Here is a 19,741-nt window from a genome sequence, read left to right as displayed (position 1 = left end):
CGGTGGCGTCGGTGGCGTCGGGGTGATCGTCCCCGGGGCCGTCGAGATGGACGTCCACGCCCAGGACGGTGCTCCACGCCTCCTCGGGCGGACGGTCGTGCCCCGTGCGGACGACGGCGCCCTGGGAACGGAGGATGCGGCCCAGGGCGTCGACGTGCACGACGGCACGGACCTCGTGGGGAGCCCGCAGCCGGACGAGCCGCCCGCCCAGGGAGTCGCCGTGCCCGTACCGCGGGCCGCACCGCAGGATCTCCTGGACGAGGGCGACGGGCGCCGCGCTCCGCAGGCTGATGTTGAGGAACCCGGGCCCGGTGACGACGACCTCGGCGATACGGCCGTCGCGCAGCAGATGGGGCCGGAGGATCTCGGCGACGCGCCGGGCCGGCTCACCGGCCGGGCGGGCGAGCCGGAGGGCGACGTTGGTGGCGTAGTCCCCGCACCCCCCGGGCCGGGGAGGCGCGACCACGACCCGCTCGGGCACGGTCACCCTCAGTTCCCCCTCGTCGACGGCACGACGCACCGCGTGCAGCACGGTGCGGGAGAGCTCGACGGGAGTCACGGGTCAAGCGTAGGCGAGGAGGGGGGTGGGTAAGCGAACAGGTTTGGGTGTGATTCCGGGATGTGGACGAACCTCACGTGAACGAAACTCACTCGGCCGAAGTCCTCCCCTCACCCACCGGCGTGCCCGGTCCCACCGGCACGCCCGGCCGGCGAGGCCGGCCCGGCGTCCTCGCCCTCGCTCCCCCGCCCTTCGACCACCCGCCCCTGGATCAACCGCCGCACCAGCCGGACCAGCTCGGCGGGCTCGAAGGGCTTGGCGAGGAAGGCGTCGACGCCGGCGTCCACACCGCTCTCCACCTCGTGCTGCGTACAGGCACTGACGATGGCGAGCGGAAGGTCCCGGGTCCGGGGATCGGCACGCAGCCGGGCAGCCGTACGGAGCCCGTCGAGGCGGGGCATGACGACATCGAGGGTGACGAGGTCGGGCCGCACCTGATGGACGACTTCCAGACATTCGGCACCGTCGGCCGCGGTCACGACCTCGATGCCCTCCAGCTCGAGGTTGACCCTGATCAACTGCCGGATGACCTTGTTGTCGTCCACAACAAGAACCCGGCCAGAAGCGCCTGGCACCACTCGAGAGTAGGTCGACACCGGCCACCGCGTCCGGCGTTTCCCCACTTCCACCCCGCACGGGCGACCCCCCGCACTCCGGACCGGCCCGACCACCGACCGCGGACCCGACCGTCCCCCGCCCGGCTCCGCAAAACGGGTTCCTGACCACCCCACCGAAGCTGGTAGTGTTCTACCCGTCGCCGCGATCACCGCGACCGACACGCCCCCGTAGCTCAGGGGATAGAGCAACGGCCTCCGGAGCCGTGTGCGCAGGTTCGAATCCTGCCGGGGGCACCCAGCATGAGGTGCCCAAAGACCCCGTCACCAGCGGAAACGCTGAGGCCGGGGTCTTCTTGTATGTGCAGGCGTATGCAGCGCTGAGCGACGCTAGGACGCGGTCTGTGGACTATTCGTGGACAGGATCTTGGAGCGTTTCCGCAGGTCGGCCCGGGACAGACGCCCCCGGACTAAGCTTGTTCTGCTGACGATCTTTCGGGCCTGCGGACGTTTCTCCGATTAGCACCGCTCCTGATCACGCGGGCCATCCGGCCGGCGGACCGGACCTGGCGCTGCGGCTCGACCCGGGCCAGGCCGAGGCCGCCGCCGGCTTCGACTACTTCGCGATCGCGGTGCCCGATAGCGCCGCGATCGAGGCGCTCGCCGCTCGTCTGGAGGCCCTGGGTGAGCCGCACTGCGGCGTCTGGCGCGGCCTGAGCGGATGGTTGCTGCCACTGCTGCATGACCCCGACGGTCAGGAGGTGCGTTTCTATACCGTCGAGAAACACACCTCGCGCAAGCCCGGCGAGGTCATGCGTGGACCCGCAGGAGACCGCCGAGCAGGTGCACCCCCCGGCGCCGTAGACGGATCAAACACCCTCTCAGGCTGTCGGCTCGGGCTCCACTACAAACTGTCCGTTCGCCGTGGGCCGTACTGCAAAGCCAAGCCTTTCCATGAGGGCGCCGAGCGAGGCGCCGGCGCGTAGTTGCAGATACTTTTCCTTTCCGAGGGTGTCCGTGAGTGCCTTGCCCACCTGGAAGGAGGTGACAGCGTGCTGGCCGGTCGCGGCGGACAGCAAGTAGTCGACGATGAAGCGGCCTGCCGCCTCCGGGCCGTCGGCCTCTGCCCGTCGATGGGCCTCCTGACGGATCTCCGGCGTCACCACCGCGGGCCTCGGGTGCGGCGCCGCTGAGGGTGAGGGTACTCGCACCGCAGATCCCACCTGAACGGATGCCTGCGCGGCGCCGCTCTGAGAGGGCAGCGGCACCGGCGAGACCGCCACCTCCGGAAGGCGGGCCCCCGCATTGCGGAACAGCTTCTGGTCCTTGGCCAGTTCAACGCGCCAAGCCCGGAGCCCGTCGTGGGCGAAGCCGAGGTCAAACTCGACGACCTTGCCGCGATGCGCAAAGTTCGTGAAGTCCTCACGTGGTACGAAAAACGCTTTCATCTCGCCGTCCTCCACGGCGACCCATCCCGACCGCTGTCCGTCGATCTGCCGAACTACGCCGCGGACGCGCCTGCAGACCCGCTCGGAGAACTGCCAGTCCCGGCTCAAGGGCCGGTACTCTCCGAGCTCCCTGAAGTTCGCCAGCCGCGCGGCCGTATGGCCGTCCGACAGGCCCTTCGCCACCCACTCGTAGTTCCACCGCCTGCTGCGGCCGTGGTTGAGGTGTGTGGCCTCGTCGTAGCGGCGCAACGCCTCGTCCTGCGAGTACTCCTCCTGGTTGAGCCAGCGCAGGAAGTGCACGACGTACAGGTAGTAAGTGCAAACCGGGCTCGTACGCGATCCGGCGATGGTGGAGAGGCGTTCGAGAGCGGCGAGGTCGTCGTACTCCGGAAGCCTGCGGTAGCAGCGGAACCACAACTCCACATCGTGGTCCGGGAGATCGCCGCGGTCCTCGAACGCCGCGTCGAAGAGCTCCACGACGGTCTGGAAGACCTCGTTGGGCGTCTCCTCCCAGTTCTGACCCTGCTCCTGGAGGAACTTCCGAGCCAAGACCAGCGCCAGTCCCGAGTAGCCACGGGAGTTCACGATCACATCGCGCCAGGCCCGAACCATGGTCTCGATCTCGCCGTGCGCGGTCTCGATGTCCTCGCGGCAGCGCTGAAGGTACGAGCTGTCGGCACTGTCGGGGCGGGCCGACTCGCATTCGTCTAGCAGCGAGAGTGCCATCCCCAACTGTGCGTCCGCCCACTTCCCGTCGTCGCCGCCCGCGGCCACGAGGTCGACAAGGCTCTTGTACGGGGAGACCGCGACCAGCTTGTTGAGGACTCTGACGATCATCTGGACCGCGGATACGTAGTTGTGCTCGTCCGACGGCTTGAGCTTGCTGGCCCTGGCGAAGACGCTTAGCGCCGCATCGTACCGATTGCGCACGTGCTCGATAGTCTCGGCTTGGCGGCCGGTACCGTTGCGGAACTGCCGCAGCCCCGCGTACACCCACTCGCGGTGCAGCATCCCAAGGGCGTGGAACTGCACAGGGTCCAGCTCCTTGGAAAGTTCGATCGCCCGGTTAATGAACTTCTCCGCCTGCCCGTCCTCGTGCTTCTTGAAGTCCAGATGGTAGCGAGCCAGGTGCAGCCAGTAGTGCGGCTCATCGGGGCATCGGCGCGTAAGCTCCTGGAAGATGCGGTACGCCTGCTCGCGGCCCGGCTGCTGGCCCGTACCGAAGGCCCTGATCAGCTCGGCGAACTGCTGCGTTCCCGAGCCCGACCTGTTGCGGCGTATGAAGAGGTTCTCGAGGATTGACCGTGTCTGTGCGTTGTCGGGTCCGAGGTGGCCCACCAGCTGCCCGATGAACTCGATGGCGGTGTTGGCCAGCCGCGACGGCCACCTGGCCTCTCCCGACTTCGCCTCCAGCAGCACTTCCAGGAGGGTGTCGGCGATGGACGGGTGCAGGATGCGAAGTTGCTGGCCATCCTCGACAACCAGACGGCGTAGGTCCGCTCCAAGGACTTTCTCGAGGTCGGCTCGGTACTCCGCAAGGGACGCAGCCTCTCCTCCCCAGTGACCGGTGATCCACCGGCGGACCAGCGAGTACGGCAGCCCGATCTGTCCGTACCGGGTAACGAGAGCCAGGTAGGCGGCCAAACGCCGCTGCTCCTCGGTGAACTGACGGACGTGGCTCTCCACGTACCGTGCCGTGCCCAGGAACTCCGTCTCGAAGGCGCACAGCCCGAAGTAGAAGGGAGAGACCTGCTGGTCGGGCACCTGGTACGGGACGAGCGCCTCCACCGACGCTTTCGCCTTGGGAGAGCGGGCGCGGGCGCCGAAACTGGCCCGGAATTCGCGCGCCTCCTCGCGGGTCATCGGCTCGGTCAGGTGATACTTGACGCTGTTGGCGCGCCCGTCCTCGTCGTCCGACGCCGGGCCGTTGCTCCGCGTCACCCACAGCACCACGACCGGGGTGTTCCGCTCGTTCAGCTTGCGGTAGAGATCCTCCCGCTCGCTCTGCCCCATGTCGGCGCTCTCCGCCACCAGCACAAGCGACCGTTCGGTGAACCGGTAGACACTATCGATGCGCTCGACCGTATCCGGGCTGTAGTGGCGCAGCAACAGCACCGGATGTTCGCGGTGCAGGTCCCAGGCGATCCGCCGGGCCAGCGTGGTGCCTCCCGCGCCGGGCGCGTGGAACAGTTCGAAGCTGGCCGAACTCTGGCGCTCCAGGACATCGGCGATGGCGGCCTGCAGCGGGGGCTGCAGCGACCGGGGGACGTCCTGACCGGCGTCGAGATCCAGCCAGTTCGCGGGACGGCCCCGCCAGAACGCGTCGACCGCCTCGTCGCGCAGTTCCTCGTCCAGGATCTGGGAATGCAGCACGACGAGGTCGGCCTCCAGCCCGGCGAGCCAGGGACGGGAGAAGCGGGTCGGCCCCTTCGCTCCGGGGAGCGTGGCAAGCCGTTCGGGTCGCGGCAGGGCCCCGCTTTCCGCAAAGACGCTAAGGAGGGCCTCGAACCGCCCGTCGTCGGGGCTGGCACGAAGGACTTTCATCGGCGGTTCGTAGAGGTCGTCGATGAACTCCAGTACCCGCTCCGCCCGCTGGTCCGGCTTGTCTCCGGCGGTGAGGCACATGACAGCGGCCGCGCGGTTGACGCTGTTCGTGCTGTGGCGCGCCAGGACGTCGCGGACTACGTCCTGATAGGCCGAACGCCAGCTCCGGAAGTCCGGGGGTGCGTGTTCGCCCAGGCTCTCCCGGCCACCCGCCATCAACCACGACACCGTGTTGCGGCCGGGTGTCGGCGCGTCGTGCAATCCCGAGACGACGATCTGGTTCTCGGCCGTCCCCGGATCGAAGCCGTGGGCGAGGCCGTTCGTCTCGCTGTCGGGGTTGAGGTCGATGATCACCGACCAGCGGTGGTCGGGCAGGTGGGCCAGGTCCTGGTGTGTGACACCGTTCTCAACGATGAGGAAGCGGTCGAACCCGTTGTGGGTGTCGGCGACGAACGGCTTCACCTGCTCCGCCATCTCCTCCACCGCCCCCCGCCCGTCCGCGGTCATTCTTGTGCCGACGGCCGCAACCGCCCCGTTCGGTGCGACGGTCTGCGGCGTGTGCGCGTCAGCGAGGACCCGTGCCAAGAGCGTCGGGTGGTACTCGGTGAGGAGGAGATGGGCAACCCAGCCGGCCAGCCGGTATGCCGTGACTCGCTGCTGTTCCGGTGACCTCCGCTTCGCCGCGTAGTTCAGCGCGGCACCGAGCCGCGCCACCAGGTACTGATGCCGGAGCGATCCCTTGCGGGTGGGCTGGAGCGCTTCGACCGCTTCGTCCTTGCCCCGGCGGATGCTCTCGACAAGCCTGACGTTCCCCTCCCATTCGAGGGGCCCGGCCCTTCTCGGGTCGCGGTCGTCGCATTCTCGCAGGACTTCGAGGGGGAGCTGCTTGCGCAGCAGCTCCTGCCCGACGAGCAGGGTGGCCGTCTCCAGATAGGCGTGGTCGTACAGGAGCGGGGCGTAGCGGTCCCAGTCGATGTCGATGAGCCAGTACGTCACCTCGTCAGCACCTGCCCCGTCCAGGAGGATGTTGCGCGGGTGCAGGTCGCCGTGGTTGTAGCCCAACAAGACAAACTTGACGTCTTCCGAGAGCTTGTTGTCCTGCTCCAGGACGGACAGCGGGTCGGGCAGCATCTGGGTGGAGAAGGCGAACGTGGTGCCGGCGATGCCAGCCAGTCGTCGGGTCTCCCGCAGCGCCTCACCCTTTTTGCCGCTGAGGAACCCCTCTCCCAACCAGGCTTCGAGAGTTTGCCGGACGGTCATGCTCTCGCCACCAGCATGGTTCGCGAACTGCGCTTCCAACAGTTCGCGGCTCACTTCCGGCAGGGCATCGATCGAGACCGACGTGGTTGCCACGCGGGCCGGGCGCACGCCACGTGTCTCACCGGCGACGCTGTAGATGTCGACGCGGAGCTGATCGTCGTGTCCGGAGAGCTCCAGGGCCGGCACGCGCCGCTCGGCGAAGGGGGTGAGCCGCTCGGTGAAGAGCCGGTGCGCCTCGTTCTGACCGTCGTTGGGATCGTCCGACACCTTCAGGATGTACTCGCCCTCCAGGCGAGCCTGGCCGTTACCCATCAGGTCACAACGCGTGACCCGGGCGCCGGTGAATCCGTCTGCGAAGTCGTCCAGATATGTGATCCTCACAGGTGCGCCCAGCTCGCGCTCGACAATCTGTGCCACCCGTTCCCGCCGCTTCACCTCCTCCTCGTCCACGGTGCCGGTACCGTCCTGGTCAAAGAGGCGCGTCATGCGTCGCATGGTAGAGCCTTTGTCTCCCAAACCCGAGAAGTTTGAGGCGAGTTGGCCAATCGAAGTGCCAGGTGGCGCAGCGGGGCCGGTAACGCTGGACAGCGGGACGCGGACAGGAATACTGGGGTGATGGACGCGGGTGTGTACGCAGCGTGGGCCGCCGCGGTGACCAGTGCCGCCACTTTGGTGGTGACCACGGTCGTCGGGGGACGCAGGGAGCAACGCCAATGGGCGCGCGAGGCGCTGACAGACGCGTTTGTCGCGTTTCTGGCGGCAAGTTGGCAGCATTCCGACCTTGCAAAGGCATCGGCGACGACGCCTGACACATCGTCGGTCGAGGCAATGAACGGGCAGTACGGAGAGATGCGCAATCAGCTGACGCGGCTGCGCCTGCTGTCGCCCCCCGATGTGGTGCGCGCCGGGGAGAGGCTCCTGCGTCTGCAGCGCCGCGTGCAGGACGCGGGGTCCGCGTCTGATCGAGCCGAGGCGCTGGCGAGGGCGTCGGCAGGGCGCCACGACGTGGTGGCCGCGGCCCAGAAGGCGATGGGGCTCCGTCGAGCCTGGGGCGCCGCGCCAAGGGAGCTGAACACCTCCACCGCTTCCGACCTGCCGGACCTCGGCCAGCCCTCCGATATGCGCCCGTGATCTCATAGATCGCGTATGGCGATCACGAATGATCCCGTATGAAGTCCAGGGGCGTTCGCTGGGGTAGGCAATGCAGGCGCTACTCGTACTCGCTCAGCAGCTTCTCGATGCGGTTGTTGGCCACCTCCTGGCGCCCGTCGATGCACTTCGCGTAGCGGCTCAGCAATACCTCGACGGAGTTGCCGGCGCGTTCGGCGACCTCGGTGGGGTCGACCCCGGCGTTGAGCCAGGTCGACAACGCGGAGTGCCGCAGGTCGTACGGTCGGGCAGCCAGCGGGGACGCAGCCACGGCTGGCGGCAGGGCCAGGAACCGCGCTTCCTGCCATACACGGAAGTACGTCGAGGACGGGACCACGGCCCCCTTCTCGCTGAAGAACAACCGCCCGTCGTCGGCCGTTCCGAACGTGTCGAGGTGTTCACGCAGCGCGGCCACGAGCTGCGGAGGAATGGGCACGCGCCGAACGTCCTCGGCCGGTCGGTTCTTCAGACCCCGGTCGTCATGAGTCTCTCCCGAGTCGGTCCACAGCTTGCCCGCGGTGGGGCGGGTGCGGTGGAGCAGAGCTGAGCCCCAGCCTGTGGCGGGCAGGACGAGGTCCGATTCCGCGAGGCCGACCACCTCAGCCGGGCGGAAGCCTCCGAAGTACATGGCGGCGAACAGGCCGACGAGGCGGCGGCCGCGGGAACGCTTGTAGCCGCTGACGTACGAGACGGCGACCAGGAGGCTCCGTGCCTGCTCGGGGTTGGCGACTACCCGCGGGTCCACTTCACCCGACACCTTGGGTTTCTGCCAACGGACGGCGGTAACGGGGTTCTCCCGGAACTCCCCCAAGTCAACGGCGTAATTCACGGCATTGACGAACGTCCGCCGCTTGCGCCGTACAGTCTCGGCGGCGGACGCCTTGCCGTCGAGCCTCAGCTTGAAGGAGTCGAGGACGGCCCGGGTCGTGGCCGGCTCAGCCAGGTCGGCAAGCGGGCGCGAGGCCTTGGCCACCCAGTGCAGGATGTTACGCACTTCCTCGGGGACATCGTCGCGAGCATCCGGCGACGGAAGAACGAAGGCCCAGTTCCGCAGTGCCCGTCTGATCTCCTCGTCCGAGGGACGCCCGGGGCGGTCGTGGAAGAGCGCCATGGTGACGGACGTCAGTGATTCATTGATCGCGTCTCGCGTGTTGGGAGCAGCGTGCGGCCACTTCATGGCGAGGTAGCGCAGCGCGAAGGCGTACCAGGTACTCGAAGCCTTCTTCTCCGTCATGGAGTCCGGAAGGCCCGTCTCCGTGTCGAACTCCTCACCCTCGCGGGCAGCCCGCATGAGTTTCGACCGGTAGTTATCAGCAAGCGCTTTGGTCCGGAACTGCTCGGAGAAAACGCCACCCGCGACCTTCCACCGCACGTCGTATGACGCCTTCTGGGTATTGCGCTTCCGGATGCCCCAGATCCTCACGTCAAGCCCCGGCTGCGCTCCGCTCCGCCGGGCGCGCTTCCCGGCTCCGCTGCGGGCGACGCTCCTGCCTTCGGCCCGCCCCGCCCGCGCTGCGCCGACGCGCGCCCACAGGTGGACAGGGCCGAAGGGCATGAGGCGATCACCGCATAGAGCGGCCCGCGGTCAAAGACGATGCCTCCGGCGGGGGATCGGCCGGCACCGGGATGGAGGGGGCGCCGTTGCCGACCGCGGGCCCGTGGGTGGCGTGCGCGGGGAGCTCCCATCCCGTCCGCCGTCGACCCAAGCAGAGCCGAGCAGACGCGGCCCAGGGGCGTCAAGGTCGTTCGTACGGTGGCGCGCTCCACCTTGACGCCCCTGAACCACGCCCGCTCCACGGTGTGTGGGTCGACGGCGGACGGGATGGGAGCTGGGGTCAGTGGTGGGCAAGGCTGGTACTCGTGGTACGCGTCAGCTCATAGAGGTACAAGATACTTCTATGGATCAGGGAATTGCAGCGTTGCTGGCTGGCGTGGGTGCGTTGATTGGCTCGTCCGTAGGTGCACTCGCAGCGTGGAGGGGTGCCCGGATCGGTGCTCAGAAGGCTGTTGAAGCCGTACGAGTTCAAGTGGAAGGGCAATCCCAAGCTGAGCATAAGCACTGGGCACGGGAGGAACGAAAGAAAAGTTGGATGGCAGCCCTGAAAGCCGCGCGACAGGTCACAGGCACGCTGCACGACATAGAACGAGGCCTGAGGCAAGGACAGGTACCAACAACCGAAGCCCGCTCAGCCATCACAGACGCGATGCCAGATCTTGCAGCTGGCGTGGTGGAGCTGAGTGTGTGGGGACCTGACGAGGGCGCGGATGCGTGCGGGGATCTGCACACCAAGATCTTCGAACAGGTCGACGCAGTCCTGGATTGGGTAATGGCCGTATCCCAGGGGAGGGAAACCGTCCAGGAGGAGGAGGCCTACGCGGCTGCAGATGAAAAACGTAGAGAGGCCTACGGTCTGTTTCTGTTCCTGGCTCGTCGATCTCTCCGAGACGCGTCGACGGACTAGTGCTACCTGGCCGCTCTACCAGATTGAGTAGTCATAGCCGATCCGGGCAGCTGTCAAGCCGCAGGCTGATGCTTGACGTCAGTGACTAACACCAACAGCGATGAAACGAGTCGGACACGACCAGACCCCAGGACGAGGCTCGAACTCATAGTGGGCGGGTCGCCGCCCATCGTTTAAGGACGGCGACCCGCTGGCTTGACTCGGTCATTGAGATTCGGCCGACCTCTAGGAAACGAAGGCCGGCCGAACACAACAGCGCTGGCGGTTTAAGACCTCCCAATCACCAGGAAGTCGTAATCAACATCCGGATCAAGTGAGCCATGAGGAGCAACCTGCATTACTGCCTTACGAGCAGAAAGACGGGCTTGCCTACGTCCTTCAATCGCCGACTCCACCGAGTCAATGATGCTTTGACGTTGCCCCTCATCCTTGGGGACAGGGAGGATCAATTCACGCCACCTGCCTCCAAGTGTATCAATGATGTCTTGTGTAAACCGTTTGGCCCAGATCTGCTCCTTGACGATGGGCGAGGAAAACAGCGCCAACAGCAACTTCGGATCCATGACCCCATAGTCAAGAGACTTGAATTTGAGGATATGACTCTGATAAAGGATCTTCGAATCAAGATCCGTGACGATAGCGCACGTGCCAACGAGGTAAGTACCGTCACGCACCATCAAAATGTCATCGACTTCAACATTTTGACGACCTGACAACGTCTTGTACAGCGCCTCGCTAACTCCGTGCTTCGGGTCCCCCTTAATTTCCCAGTTTGCAATATCCGAAGTACGAATGAAGGGGATGGGACCAGTACCGTAGGCCAACTTACCCACTTCATGACCAGTTCCTACTTCAATTACTCCCTCATCCGCAAGATCTCCAAGATTTACGAGATCATGCGTGTCCGCCAGAGCGTCAAGGCGTTGCTTCAACTCCGGGTTGTAATACTTAGGCAAGTAGATATTGTCTTGGATCTCGCTTGCCATCACAGTGAAGCCAAGGTGGTCAAATTCGAGCGGTTCTCCCTGGTTGAACCGATGAAGCCTTCGCGTGATGACTGGCAAGTCGTCGAAGGGAATGCCATGGCCTCGTGAGTCATGCCCGCACCACTTAGCCAGCGCCATGAAGACCGGGTAATCTTCATCGACACTAGCGTCAGCGCGATGCTTCTCAATCAGCACTACGGCCGTCTTGGCATGCGTATAAGGCTGAAACAGATCCTCAGGCATCGTGATGACGGCACGAATCTTCGCCCGCGAGAGGATGTAGGAAACGATAAAGCGATGCGAGGGATTGCAGAGCATTGACTCTGGAATTACGATCCCGAGCCGTCCGCCCGGACGCAGGAGATCCAGGCATTTCTCGATGAAAAGAATTTGAGGCGATTGGCCGTCACTAAGTTTATTCGTGCGCTCAAACTCGCCAGTCTTGGTGTCGCGCTTCCACTTATGCGCAAGATCATACCTGGCAAGTGTGGCTGCTTCTGTGATCTTCAGCTTCTTGCCGAATGGCGGATTCGTCAGAATGGCGGTGAACGTCCCGTCACGAACCTCCTCAGCCGACTTCGAATGCCACTGGGTCATAGGGGCCAAAGAGTTTTCACAGAACACACCACCCCGACCATCACCCAGGACCGCCATGTAGGCTTTAGCTACCTTCGCAAGGAAGGAGTCCTTATCAATTCCTCTAATTTGCCGGATAGCTACACGCTGCTTGTCCGCGTCAGTTTCCTTCTCAGGCCACTTCAGCCGCTTCGCCTCCGCCTCAACTTCGGCCCACATACGACGGAGAGATTCCACCAGGAATCCGCCCGACCCGCAGGCGGGATCTGCAACGTGATCCTTTGAATTCAGTTGAACCATCTCGGCCACAAGTTGCACCACGTTGCGTGGGGTGAAGAACTGCCCTTGCGCACCCTTCAGAGAAGGACCGATGAACGTTTCGAATGCGTCCGCCACTGCATCACGGTCCGAGTCCATGAGGGAGTAAGGCTGGAGCTCTCCTATGACGTACGCCAAAGAGGCATCATCGAGCGAAATAGAATCGCTCTCATCAAAGACGTCGTCGTAGCGTTGCACGACTTCGCGGAACAGATCTCGAACTCTTCCGGCTACCTGTGAATCGGGCTCCCCAATACCCGCACGAAGGCGCACTTGCTCATTGGGGGCAGTGAAGCGCTCATCATAAATTTTACAGAAGATCACATTAATGATCTGCTGCGCCAATGCCTCATCGCGGGTCATGCCGACAGCGTTGGCCGCCAAATAATTGCGGACCGCCCGGAATGTGGACCGCAAGTTATGTGTCGGTCGAAGGGAATCCCTCGTGTAGAGGCCAATGTCCTCAATGCGCTCGCCGTAACGAGGGAGGTTCGGGATCCTCTCAAACGTGACGGATCCCCGCGCCTCAATCTTCCTCAGGAATAGACGCTCATCACCGTTGAACCACACGCCCAGCTCAGCACGCGAAAGACGCATGTAGTCTTCTAGCTGATCCCGACCGTCTTTTCGCTTCTTTTTCTTACATTCGACTACGACACGCAGAGTTTCGTCAGCATGAGTGCCCGACTCGAAGACTGCAATATCGACAGGATACGTTTTGCGTGTGTCGGACGGACGCGCTTTAACATGCCATTGCGGGCGAGTCCTGATGAACTCCTTCGGGTACCCGTAGTCCTCTACGAGCGCTCGCGCGAAGGGCTGTACAGCCTCCCGCTCCTCTGGCGTGTTGGGCACACTCCTTCCGGAGATGTAGTCGATCAGGCGGTCCGCTTCTCCCCCCGCCGGCACCTCAGGTACCGCGATGGACTCCATCTGATCCGTCACTCTTCCACCCCTCACAGCCAGGTGCTGGTCTCCGTACAACGCTGGGCCATCATCCCAGACGACTGATCAGCGTGGAGCAGCCTTCCCTATCTGGCCTGTGTACAGCAAGCGGACGTACCGCATCCCTCTAGAGGTGATCGCTGGAGGACGGTTCGTCTGACAGACTCCTGTACCTGTGTGTGACGGACGCGTGACGGCCGAGATTAGCCAGGAGCAAGGCACTGCTCATCCGTCGTGGTCGAACAGACCGGATCAGATCACGGTCACGCCGGCACCGCGAACAGCAACGTGCCGCGGCCACGCGCTCACCATGTCATGATCCCGCTATGGGTGCATCAACTGAAAGCGAACTCTCCCAGCGGGTAGCAGCTTTGGCCGCTCGAGATGAGCGGACACGGGCCGCGCGTGCCGAGCGATCCCTTGAGATCGACAGCCTCCAGCAGGACTTCCCTCCTGAGACCATCGGCCTAGTTGGAGGGGGGCACGAGTCCGCTTGGTTCTTTGTGGAAGCGATCGGCTGCTACCTTCATGGCTTTGACGCAGCAGCCCTCGTCTGCGCCCATGCGTCGTGCGAGCGAGAAATTGCGGGGCGCGTGAACCACTTAGGCGCCAATGCGCCGAGGGGATGGGAACGTTGGGGACTCGGCGCCCTCCTCCAGTACGCAGCCACAGAGGGTTGGTACACGGCGTCTTCGCAAGCACTGCTTGAGGAAGTCAATCGAAAGCGACGCGAATTTTACCACTTCCGCAGCGAGTGGACGGCGGACAGCATCGTGATGCGCACCTATCAGCAACTCCCCTGGCGTGGTAAGGACGGCGCGCGGGAGGACATGGCCCAAGTCCTCCGCGCTGACGCCCTCCAAGCGCTTCGTGCCGCCTTCATCCTTCGCGCGGAATAGTGCAAAACACCAGTCAGTAAGACGCGCAGTGCCTCCGCTGTCGTGCAACCCTCGTGCAGGAACCGACGGGACGTCATGGCAAGCAACACAGCGCACTCGATCGGGCGTGTTGTCCAGGCGAGAGGACGACCGGAGGACCTGCCGGTCTCTGTAATAGTGCGCTGATCGGCACACCTGGTGGTGGGCGGACCGGCCGGACGAACCGTTGGAGGCCTGCATAGTTCCGGAGCTGTTTCGGTGACGTCCAACGCTGACATCAACGGGAGCATACGGCGGCGTACAGCTGCACCCCGGGACGGCTGTCGGAGCAGCTGACGACGGCCCCCGGGGCGAGCCCGGATCAAACTCCTCAAGCGGATGTCAATCCACGCCACACGCGTGCCACTCCGAGCGATCAACGACGGTCGCTCGGAGTCCGTGACAGTGCAGGGATGCGCCGGCGCTCTGGTCACCGGGGCCGTACCGTGACCAGCGCAAGCCAGCCCACCAACCCCACCAGGCTTAGAGTTCCTAACGGAATGCGGTTGGGCCGTGACCTCTGGCTGGGTGACTCGGTTGCTTAGGTGTGAGGAAGCGTGACCCTCAACCCTGGCTGGTTGACGACGAGTTGTGGTCGCGGATCGAGCCATTGCTGCCTGTCCGGCAGCGCCGGCATCGGTACCCGGGCCGGAAGGCGCTGGATGACCGCAAGGTGCTGTGCGGCATCCTGTTCGTCCTCTACACCGGCATCCGCTGGGAATGGCTGCCCGCCGAGTTGGGTTTCGGATCAGGCATGACCTGCTGGCGCAGACTGCGGGACTGGAACAACGCCGGTGTCTGGCAGCGCCTGCATGAGGTGCTGCTGGCCGAGCTGCGGGCCGCTGACCGGCTGGACATGTCGAGGGCGGTGATCGACAGCTCCCACGTCCGGGCGCTCAAGGGCGGCCCAAAACCGGTCGGAGCCCGGTCGACCGGGGACGGCCGGGCTCCAAGCACCACGTGATCTGCGATGCCGCCGGCATCCCGCTCGCCGTCGCCTTGACCGGCGGCAACCGCAATGACATCACCCAGCTCATGCCGCTTCTGGAAGCGGTCCCACCGATCCGCGGCAAGCGGGGGCGACCGCGGCAGCGGCCCCGGGAGATCTACGCAGACCGCGGCTATGACCATGACTGCTACCGCCGCCAGGTCCGGGCGAAGGGCATCAAGCCCGTGATCGCCCGTCGTGGCACCGAGCACGGTTCCGGTCTGGGCACCAAGCGGTGGGTTGTCGAGCAGACGATCGCGCTGCTGCACTGGTTCAGCCGCCTGCGCATCCGCTGGGAGATCCGCGACGACATCCACGAGGCGTTCCTCAAACTCGCCTGCTCGCTGATCTGCTGGCGCCGCCTGCAAACCGCATTCCGTTAGGAGCTCTAAGGATAAGGTGCATGCCTACCAGTGGCCGAAGGAGGAACGCTACGGCGACGTGCTCGCGGCCGCCTCGAGTCCTCGGTGGGTGCACTCCGTCTCCTGCTGTGCTTCCTCGTTCATGTGTGTGTCCTACTTAATGGGGCCGGTCCAGTGGGGGTCTTCCCCGAGCCAGGCGCTGTCCTGCTCCAGCCAGGCGTCGTCCATGCGGGACATGGTGAACACGATGTCCTTGCCGTCGCTCTTGGCGATGGCGTACTCGAAGGTGTACGTGCCGGTCCGCCCGGGCGCTAGGCGGCCGGTCATCTTCTTGGAGCCCTCTTCCACGAACAGCAGCTCGGTCTCCCCGCCGGTGGTGGCGCCCTGCGCCTGATAGCTGAAGTCGTCCAGGTTGTACGGTTTCTTCGTGCCGTTCATGACGGTCCAGGTGACGCGGAAGGGGATCTGGTCGGCCTCAGGCCGATCGTCGTACTCTCCGTATTTGGTGATACGGGAGATGCTGTCGACCTTGATCTTCAGGCCGTCGGTGTAGGCGAAGGTGTCGTCGACGGCGAGCTCGGTGTCCGGCTGCTCGTCGCCCGCGTCGGTCGCGGCGGGGCTGTCGCCGCACTGCTCCATCCAGTCGGCCTGCGACAGGGTGGAGTCGGGCCCGCAGTCGGGCGTTTTCGAGGCTGGCGCGCTGGCGGCCGCGGTGGCGCGTTCAGCCTTGCCCTGCGACGGCTCATCCGCGCTGCAGGCGGTGAGGGTAGCGGCGAGGATCGCTGCGGTGGCGAGCGTGATGGTTCTGGCGTGCATGGTCCCCCCAAGGACGGTATGGCTGACCATTATTGTGAGGGGTTGATGAAGGGGATAGGTGTGTTGTGCATGATTCGTAGTGCAGATGTGACGCGAGCGAGCCCCGCCACGGGCGGTAGCGTGGCGAGGCCTGGTGACTGCGGCGGCATGGGTGGTGCGGGGGCCAGCCAGGCCTCCGCTGCCGGGCCCGTCCACTCTCTTTCCAGGTACTGCTGCGGGGGCCAGCCTGGGCTTTCCGCCTCCAACAGAGTGCGCAGTTCGTCCGCGCGTGCCGCTCGCAGGGCTGACTCCACGACGAATAGCTTTGCCCACTCGTAGTCGTCGGCCATGAGGGATGCCAGCCAGTTGGTCACCACGTAGCGGGCAGGCCCGCTGTAGTAATCGTGCACTTGGCAGTGGACGAAACCGTTACGGCAATTGCCGCACCCCAGCGTGGGGCCCGAGCCGTGACGTGTTACGGCCAGTTGTGCATCGTCAGGGGACTGGTGCCGTCGAGGTAGCCGAGCAGGCCGGCGTCCGGATACTCGATGATGTCATCCGGTAGTTCGTGCACGGTGAACCAGGTGAGTGCCAGGCACTTCTCCGGTTCCTTGTTGACGGGCTCTCCTTCCCATTCGGCGGCTTCGAAGAAGAAGCCGATCCGCTCCGTCTCGTCGTCCTGGCGGTGGTGCACGACTTGAACGAGCCGGAGGTCGGTCGGGTCGACGGTGATCCCGGTCTCCTCGAACAACTCGCGGGCGGCGCCGACGTGCAAGGGCTCGCCCTGATCCAGCTTTCCGGAGGGCATGTGCCATCGGCCGTAGCCGTACGGGCCGCCCCGCTGGGAGAAGAGGATCTTGTCGCCGTCGCGGAGGATGACGTGGGTGTCGATGACGGGTGTTGCCGGCTGTCCGTTCATGTTCCTTGGGGGGTTGAAGGGGTGGATGAGACATTCGACGCTAGCGGCAGAGCCGGGATGGCGTCGGCGATTCGGCGTGCTACGTCCGATGGGGTGGAGGCGCTGGTGTCGAGGACCAGTACGTCGACGCCTCTGCTTATCAGGTAGGCCGCTGTGTCCTGGTACAGGTCGACTTCCCGGCTGGGGCCGGTGGGGTCCAGGTGCCAGCGGTGGGTGATGCCGCGGGTGGCGATGCGTTCGGCGATCAGGCCCGGCTCGGCGGTGAGGATCACGGCCAGGTCCGGCAGGGGGACGTGCCGATTGACGTCGATCAGGAACTCGAACGGGACGCCGTCGAGCTGCTGCAGCACCAAAGTGGAGGGCAGGTAGCGGTCGCTGATGATGAGCTCGCCGGCGCGCAGCGCAGGATCGATCACCGTTTCGACGTGTTCGTAGCGGGTGGCGGCGACGAGGCAGGCGAGCGCTAGGCCGTGGATCGTGTTGGCGTGAGATCGGGTGAATGTGCCCAGAGCGGTGCTGGTCGGCTCGACGGTCCGCCTGGCGGGCCGTTTCTGCTTGGTCGGAAGGCCGTGCAGGGCCTGGACGGTGGTGGATTTACCGACCCCGCTGGGCCCGTCGATGGAGACGAACCAGCCGGTGCGTCCGCCGGTCATGCGACCGCCCCCTGCCCGCCCTGGTTCCGCTCGTGCTGCTCGCGGGTGAGCATGGCCAGCGTTGATCGGATGTGCTGCAGCGGTACCTCGCCGAACTGGATACCGACGGAGAAGTTGAACTCGTCGCGCTGCCGCATCGACTCGTCGGCGCCGTCACCGGTGAGATCGACGTCGTCGTACGCCAGGAGGGCGTCCGGGGCGTGGCCGGCATCGATGAGCGTCTGCCACACGGGCGTACCGGGGTAGGGCCGGAACTCGAAGACGCTGGCACGGATATCGCCGGTGTTCAGGTCGGAGATGTCCCACAGGTTGCGGATGTGCTGGATAGTGGCGTCCAAGTCTTCCTTCGTTTCGCCGGGGAAGCCGAGGATGAAGTAGCCTTTCACGCCGATCCCGTGCGCGACCAGGCGGCGGGCGACGCGTTCGGTCATCTCGGCGTCGATCCGCTTGTCCATCGCGGCCAGGATGCGGTCACTGCCGGATTCGATGCCGAGAGCGACTTCGCGCAGCCCGTTGGCGACGAGGCAGTCCAGGTCGGCGTCGGTGAGCCGGTTGAGGACGTTGATGCGGCCGGTGGCGTCCCAGACGTAGCGTTCTCCGATCCGGTGGCGGGTGAAGGCCTGCATCTGCTCGTCGATGACGCGGCCGACGCCGAGGAACAGATCGTCCACGAAACGGAACGCGGTCACGCCGTACTCGTCGTGCAGTTGGTCCAGCTCGCCGATGATGTTTTCGGGGGAACGTACGCGGATGGTGACGTCCGGGTTGGCGCTGACGGCGGCGCCGCAGAACGTGCAGTTGTAGGGACAGCCGCGGCTGCCGACGATGTTGGCCTCTACGCGTCCGGTGCGGGCGGCGGCCTGGTCGGCGTGGGTGCCGTGGTGGGTGGCCAGCCGCCTATCGAGTGCAGTCGGTGCGGCCGGGTAGGGGTCCTGTGGCAGAAAGGCGCGGTTGACGTACGGCAGGGCGTCGATGTTCGGGCCGAGCAGGACGGCGCTGCTCTTGGGGTCGGCGATGCCGGCGGCCCGGGTGCCGAGCAGCTGGTCACGCCACAGGACGCCCGGCAGCGTGCGCCGGTTGTGCTCGTCTTCCAGGAGGAAGGCGACACGCAGCCCCCCTTCGCCCAGGACGAGGGCGCGCAGGTTGCGCATGCGGGAGTCGGCCAGGATACGGTCCGGCATGGCCTTGGCGTGGTGCCCGCCCACCATCAGAGCGATGGACGGGTCGAGCAGGCCAGCGATCTGAGCGGACATCTCGTAGGTGGGCGCGAGGAGATTCATGGCGGCCCAGCGGGGCACGGCCTCGTTGACGATCCGCGCGGTCTCCTCGATGCCCAGGCCGAAGGCTTCGGCGTCCAGCACGCCGACGTTGAAGCCGCGCTGCTGGGCGTAGGTGGCGATGTACGCCATGCCCAGCACGGGGAGCGTGTAGTCGTTGGTGCGGGGCCGCAGGGTGTAGTCACGCAGCGGTGCGTTGATGAACAGAGCATCCAGCGCGCGGGTGTCGTCGGCGCCCGCGATCAGCGGTAACTGCTGCATGCGTCCTCCAGGTCATCGGGCGTGCGCCCCCCAGGTGAGGGTGGCGAGGGTGAGGGTGTGCAAAGCGGTGCGGTCGGTGCCGGCCCAGCCGGTCCACAGCGGCTTGAAGGCCTTGTCCGTCTTGCCGGGCCAGGGGTAGCCGGGGGCGATCTGTGCGGCCCAGGTGCGTACCGCGAGGTCGTCGTGCGGGTAGATGCTGAAGTCGCCGGTGAAGTCGGCTGCGGCTGCGGCGGCGGTCCAGGGGCCGATACGGGGAATGGCTGTCAGTCCTGCGACCAGGTCGGCGGCGGCCGCTTGTTCCCACGCCTGATGGTGCTGCTCGTAGTGTTCGGCCGCGGCTTGGAGCGCGGTGCGGTGGAACTTCGCGCCGACAGCGGCGAAGGCGACGTCAGTCAGTGCCAGCACCTCGGTGGGGGACGGCGCCACAGCGAGCGTGCCGAAGGGGCCGTCGATGACGGTGCCGTAGGTGCTGCACCAGGCGCGGTAGAGCTTACGGGCCTGGTCGGCGCGTACGACCTGACGCAGGATCGCCGTGGTGATCGCGTCCCACAGCCACGGGTTCGCCAGCCGCTGGGAGACCCCGAGCTCGAGGAGTTTGGTGCGCAGCGCGTGCGGTGCGGCCGACGGCAGCTGGGCGGGGTCGGTGGTAAGGAAGGAGGGCTTGACGTCTTCGGTGCCCTCCACGCAGTCGACGCGCAGGCCCTGGTGATCGTGGGCCAGGACCCAGACGCCGGAGACCGTACGGACGGCACGCGCGCGTGCCCCGTC

13 protein-coding genes, 1 tRNA gene and 1 pseudogene are annotated in these 19,741 nt (G+C 65.5%); 5 read left to right on the top strand and 10 right to left on the bottom strand.

The genetic code is table 11. The features are described 5' to 3' along the window. A pseudogene (locus B7L92_RS08460) lies at positions 1 to 559 on the bottom strand (ArgS-related anticodon-binding protein NrtL); the annotation flags it as partial. A 110-nt stretch (positions 560 to 669) separates the two neighbouring features. Further along, a complete protein-coding gene (locus tag B7L92_RS08455; RefSeq protein WP_081236828.1) occupies positions 670 to 1,182 on the bottom strand; it encodes a response regulator in 513 nt (170 codons plus the stop codon). A gap of 156 nt (positions 1,183 to 1,338) precedes the next feature. On the opposite strand from B7L92_RS08455, the gene B7L92_RS08450 reads away from it, so the two are divergent. After that, positions 1,339 to 1,410 (top strand) — tRNA-Arg (locus B7L92_RS08450). 584 nt (positions 1,411 to 1,994) lie between these two features. On the opposite strand, the gene B7L92_RS08440 is transcribed toward B7L92_RS08450, so the two are convergent. Continuing rightward, positions 1,995 to 6,851, bottom strand: coding sequence for a hypothetical protein (locus B7L92_RS08440; RefSeq protein ID WP_081236825.1), 4,857 nt, complete (start codon positions 6,849 to 6,851; stop codon positions 1,995 to 1,997). A 129-nt stretch (positions 6,852 to 6,980) separates the two neighbouring features. On the opposite strand from B7L92_RS08440, the gene B7L92_RS08435 reads away from it, so the two are divergent. Further along, entirely contained in the window at positions 6,981 to 7,496 is a 516-nt protein-coding gene (locus tag B7L92_RS08435; protein ID WP_143626264.1) for a hypothetical protein, read from the top strand. Positions 7,497 to 7,575: 79 nt separating this feature from the next. Here B7L92_RS08435 and B7L92_RS08430 read toward each other — a convergent pair whose 3' ends face one another. Next, on the bottom strand, positions 7,576 to 8,937 hold the full coding sequence (locus B7L92_RS08430) for a tyrosine-type recombinase/integrase (protein WP_159461010.1): 1,362 nt from the start codon (positions 8,935 to 8,937) through the stop codon (positions 7,576 to 7,578). 667 nt (positions 8,938 to 9,604) lie between these two features. Between B7L92_RS08430 and B7L92_RS40205 the strand changes: the two genes are divergently transcribed. Continuing rightward, a complete protein-coding gene (locus B7L92_RS40205) occupies positions 9,605 to 9,976 on the top strand; it encodes a hypothetical protein (RefSeq protein WP_143626263.1) in 372 nt (123 codons plus the stop codon). A 266-nt stretch (positions 9,977 to 10,242) separates the two neighbouring features. Here B7L92_RS40205 and B7L92_RS08420 read toward each other — a convergent pair whose 3' ends face one another. Continuing rightward, on the bottom strand, positions 10,243 to 12,801 hold the full coding sequence (locus B7L92_RS08420) for an N-6 DNA methylase (RefSeq protein ID WP_107501410.1): 2,559 nt from the start codon (positions 12,799 to 12,801) through the stop codon (positions 10,243 to 10,245). A 326-nt stretch (positions 12,802 to 13,127) separates the two neighbouring features. Between B7L92_RS08420 and B7L92_RS40200 the strand changes: the two genes are divergently transcribed. Then, positions 13,128 to 13,700, top strand: coding sequence for a hypothetical protein (locus B7L92_RS40200; protein ID WP_143626262.1), 573 nt, complete (start codon positions 13,128 to 13,130; stop codon positions 13,698 to 13,700). A 592-nt stretch (positions 13,701 to 14,292) separates the two neighbouring features. Then, positions 14,293 to 15,089 (top strand): IS5 family transposase gene (locus tag B7L92_RS08410; protein WP_438363976.1). Its coding sequence is split into 2 segments (ribosomal slippage): positions 14,293 to 14,626 and positions 14,626 to 15,089, totalling 798 coding nucleotides; the frame shifts between segments, so codons are not numbered across the junction. A 132-nt stretch (positions 15,090 to 15,221) separates the two neighbouring features. Here B7L92_RS08410 and B7L92_RS08405 read toward each other — a convergent pair. The 5 genes from B7L92_RS08405 to B7L92_RS08385 all read right to left on the bottom strand — a co-directional run. Beyond that, on the bottom strand, positions 15,222 to 15,884 hold the full coding sequence (locus B7L92_RS08405) for a hypothetical protein (protein WP_081236821.1): 663 nt from the start codon (positions 15,882 to 15,884) through the stop codon (positions 15,222 to 15,224). 454 nt (positions 15,885 to 16,338) lie between these two features. Continuing rightward, positions 16,339 to 16,782, bottom strand: coding sequence for an NUDIX hydrolase (locus tag B7L92_RS08400; RefSeq protein WP_081236820.1), 444 nt, complete (start codon positions 16,780 to 16,782; stop codon positions 16,339 to 16,341). Next, entirely contained in the window at positions 16,779 to 17,435 is a 657-nt protein-coding gene (locus B7L92_RS08395) for a dTMP kinase (RefSeq protein WP_081236819.1), read from the bottom strand. The genes B7L92_RS08400 and B7L92_RS08395 overlap by 4 nt, the downstream gene beginning before the upstream one ends. After that, positions 17,432 to 18,973 (bottom strand): B12-binding domain-containing radical SAM protein, encoded by a 1,542-nt coding sequence (locus B7L92_RS08390; protein WP_081236818.1) that lies wholly within the window; start codon positions 18,971 to 18,973, stop codon positions 17,432 to 17,434. The genes B7L92_RS08395 and B7L92_RS08390 overlap by 4 nt, the downstream gene beginning before the upstream one ends. A 12-nt stretch (positions 18,974 to 18,985) precedes the next feature. After that, a partial coding sequence (locus B7L92_RS08385; protein ID WP_218030434.1) for a DNA glycosylase family protein occupies positions 18,986 to 19,741 on the bottom strand: 756 nt, incomplete at its 5' end.

The sequence above is a fragment of the Streptomyces viridosporus genome, assembly GCF_002078235.1.
Lineage (GTDB): Bacteria > Actinomycetota > Actinomycetes > Streptomycetales > Streptomycetaceae > Streptomyces > Streptomyces viridosporus.
Note: the sequence above shows the minus strand (reverse complement) of the source record. Positions and strands in the feature narration are given on the sequence as shown.

Coding starts and splice junctions, on each gene's coding strand:
- B7L92_RS08440 (WP_081236825.1), bottom strand. CDS start 6,851: ATGACGCGCCTCTTTGACCAGGACGGTACCGGCACCGTGGACGAGGAG.
- B7L92_RS08435 (WP_143626264.1), top strand. CDS start 6,981: ATGGACGCGGGTGTGTACGCAGCGTGGGCCGCCGCGGTGACCAGTGCC.
- B7L92_RS40205 (WP_143626263.1), top strand. CDS start 9,605: ATGGCAGCCCTGAAAGCCGCGCGACAGGTCACAGGCACGCTGCACGAC.
- B7L92_RS40200 (WP_143626262.1), top strand. CDS start 13,128: ATGGGTGCATCAACTGAAAGCGAACTCTCCCAGCGGGTAGCAGCTTTG.
- B7L92_RS08405 (WP_081236821.1), bottom strand. CDS start 15,884: ATGCACGCCAGAACCATCACGCTCGCCACCGCAGCGATCCTCGCCGCT.
- B7L92_RS08400 (WP_081236820.1), bottom strand. CDS start 16,782: ATGAACGGACAGCCGGCAACACCCGTCATCGACACCCACGTCATCCTC.
- B7L92_RS08395 (WP_081236819.1), bottom strand. CDS start 17,435: ATGACCGGCGGACGCACCGGCTGGTTCGTCTCCATCGACGGGCCCAGC.
- B7L92_RS08390 (WP_081236818.1), bottom strand. CDS start 18,973: ATGCAGCAGTTACCGCTGATCGCGGGCGCCGACGACACCCGCGCGCTG.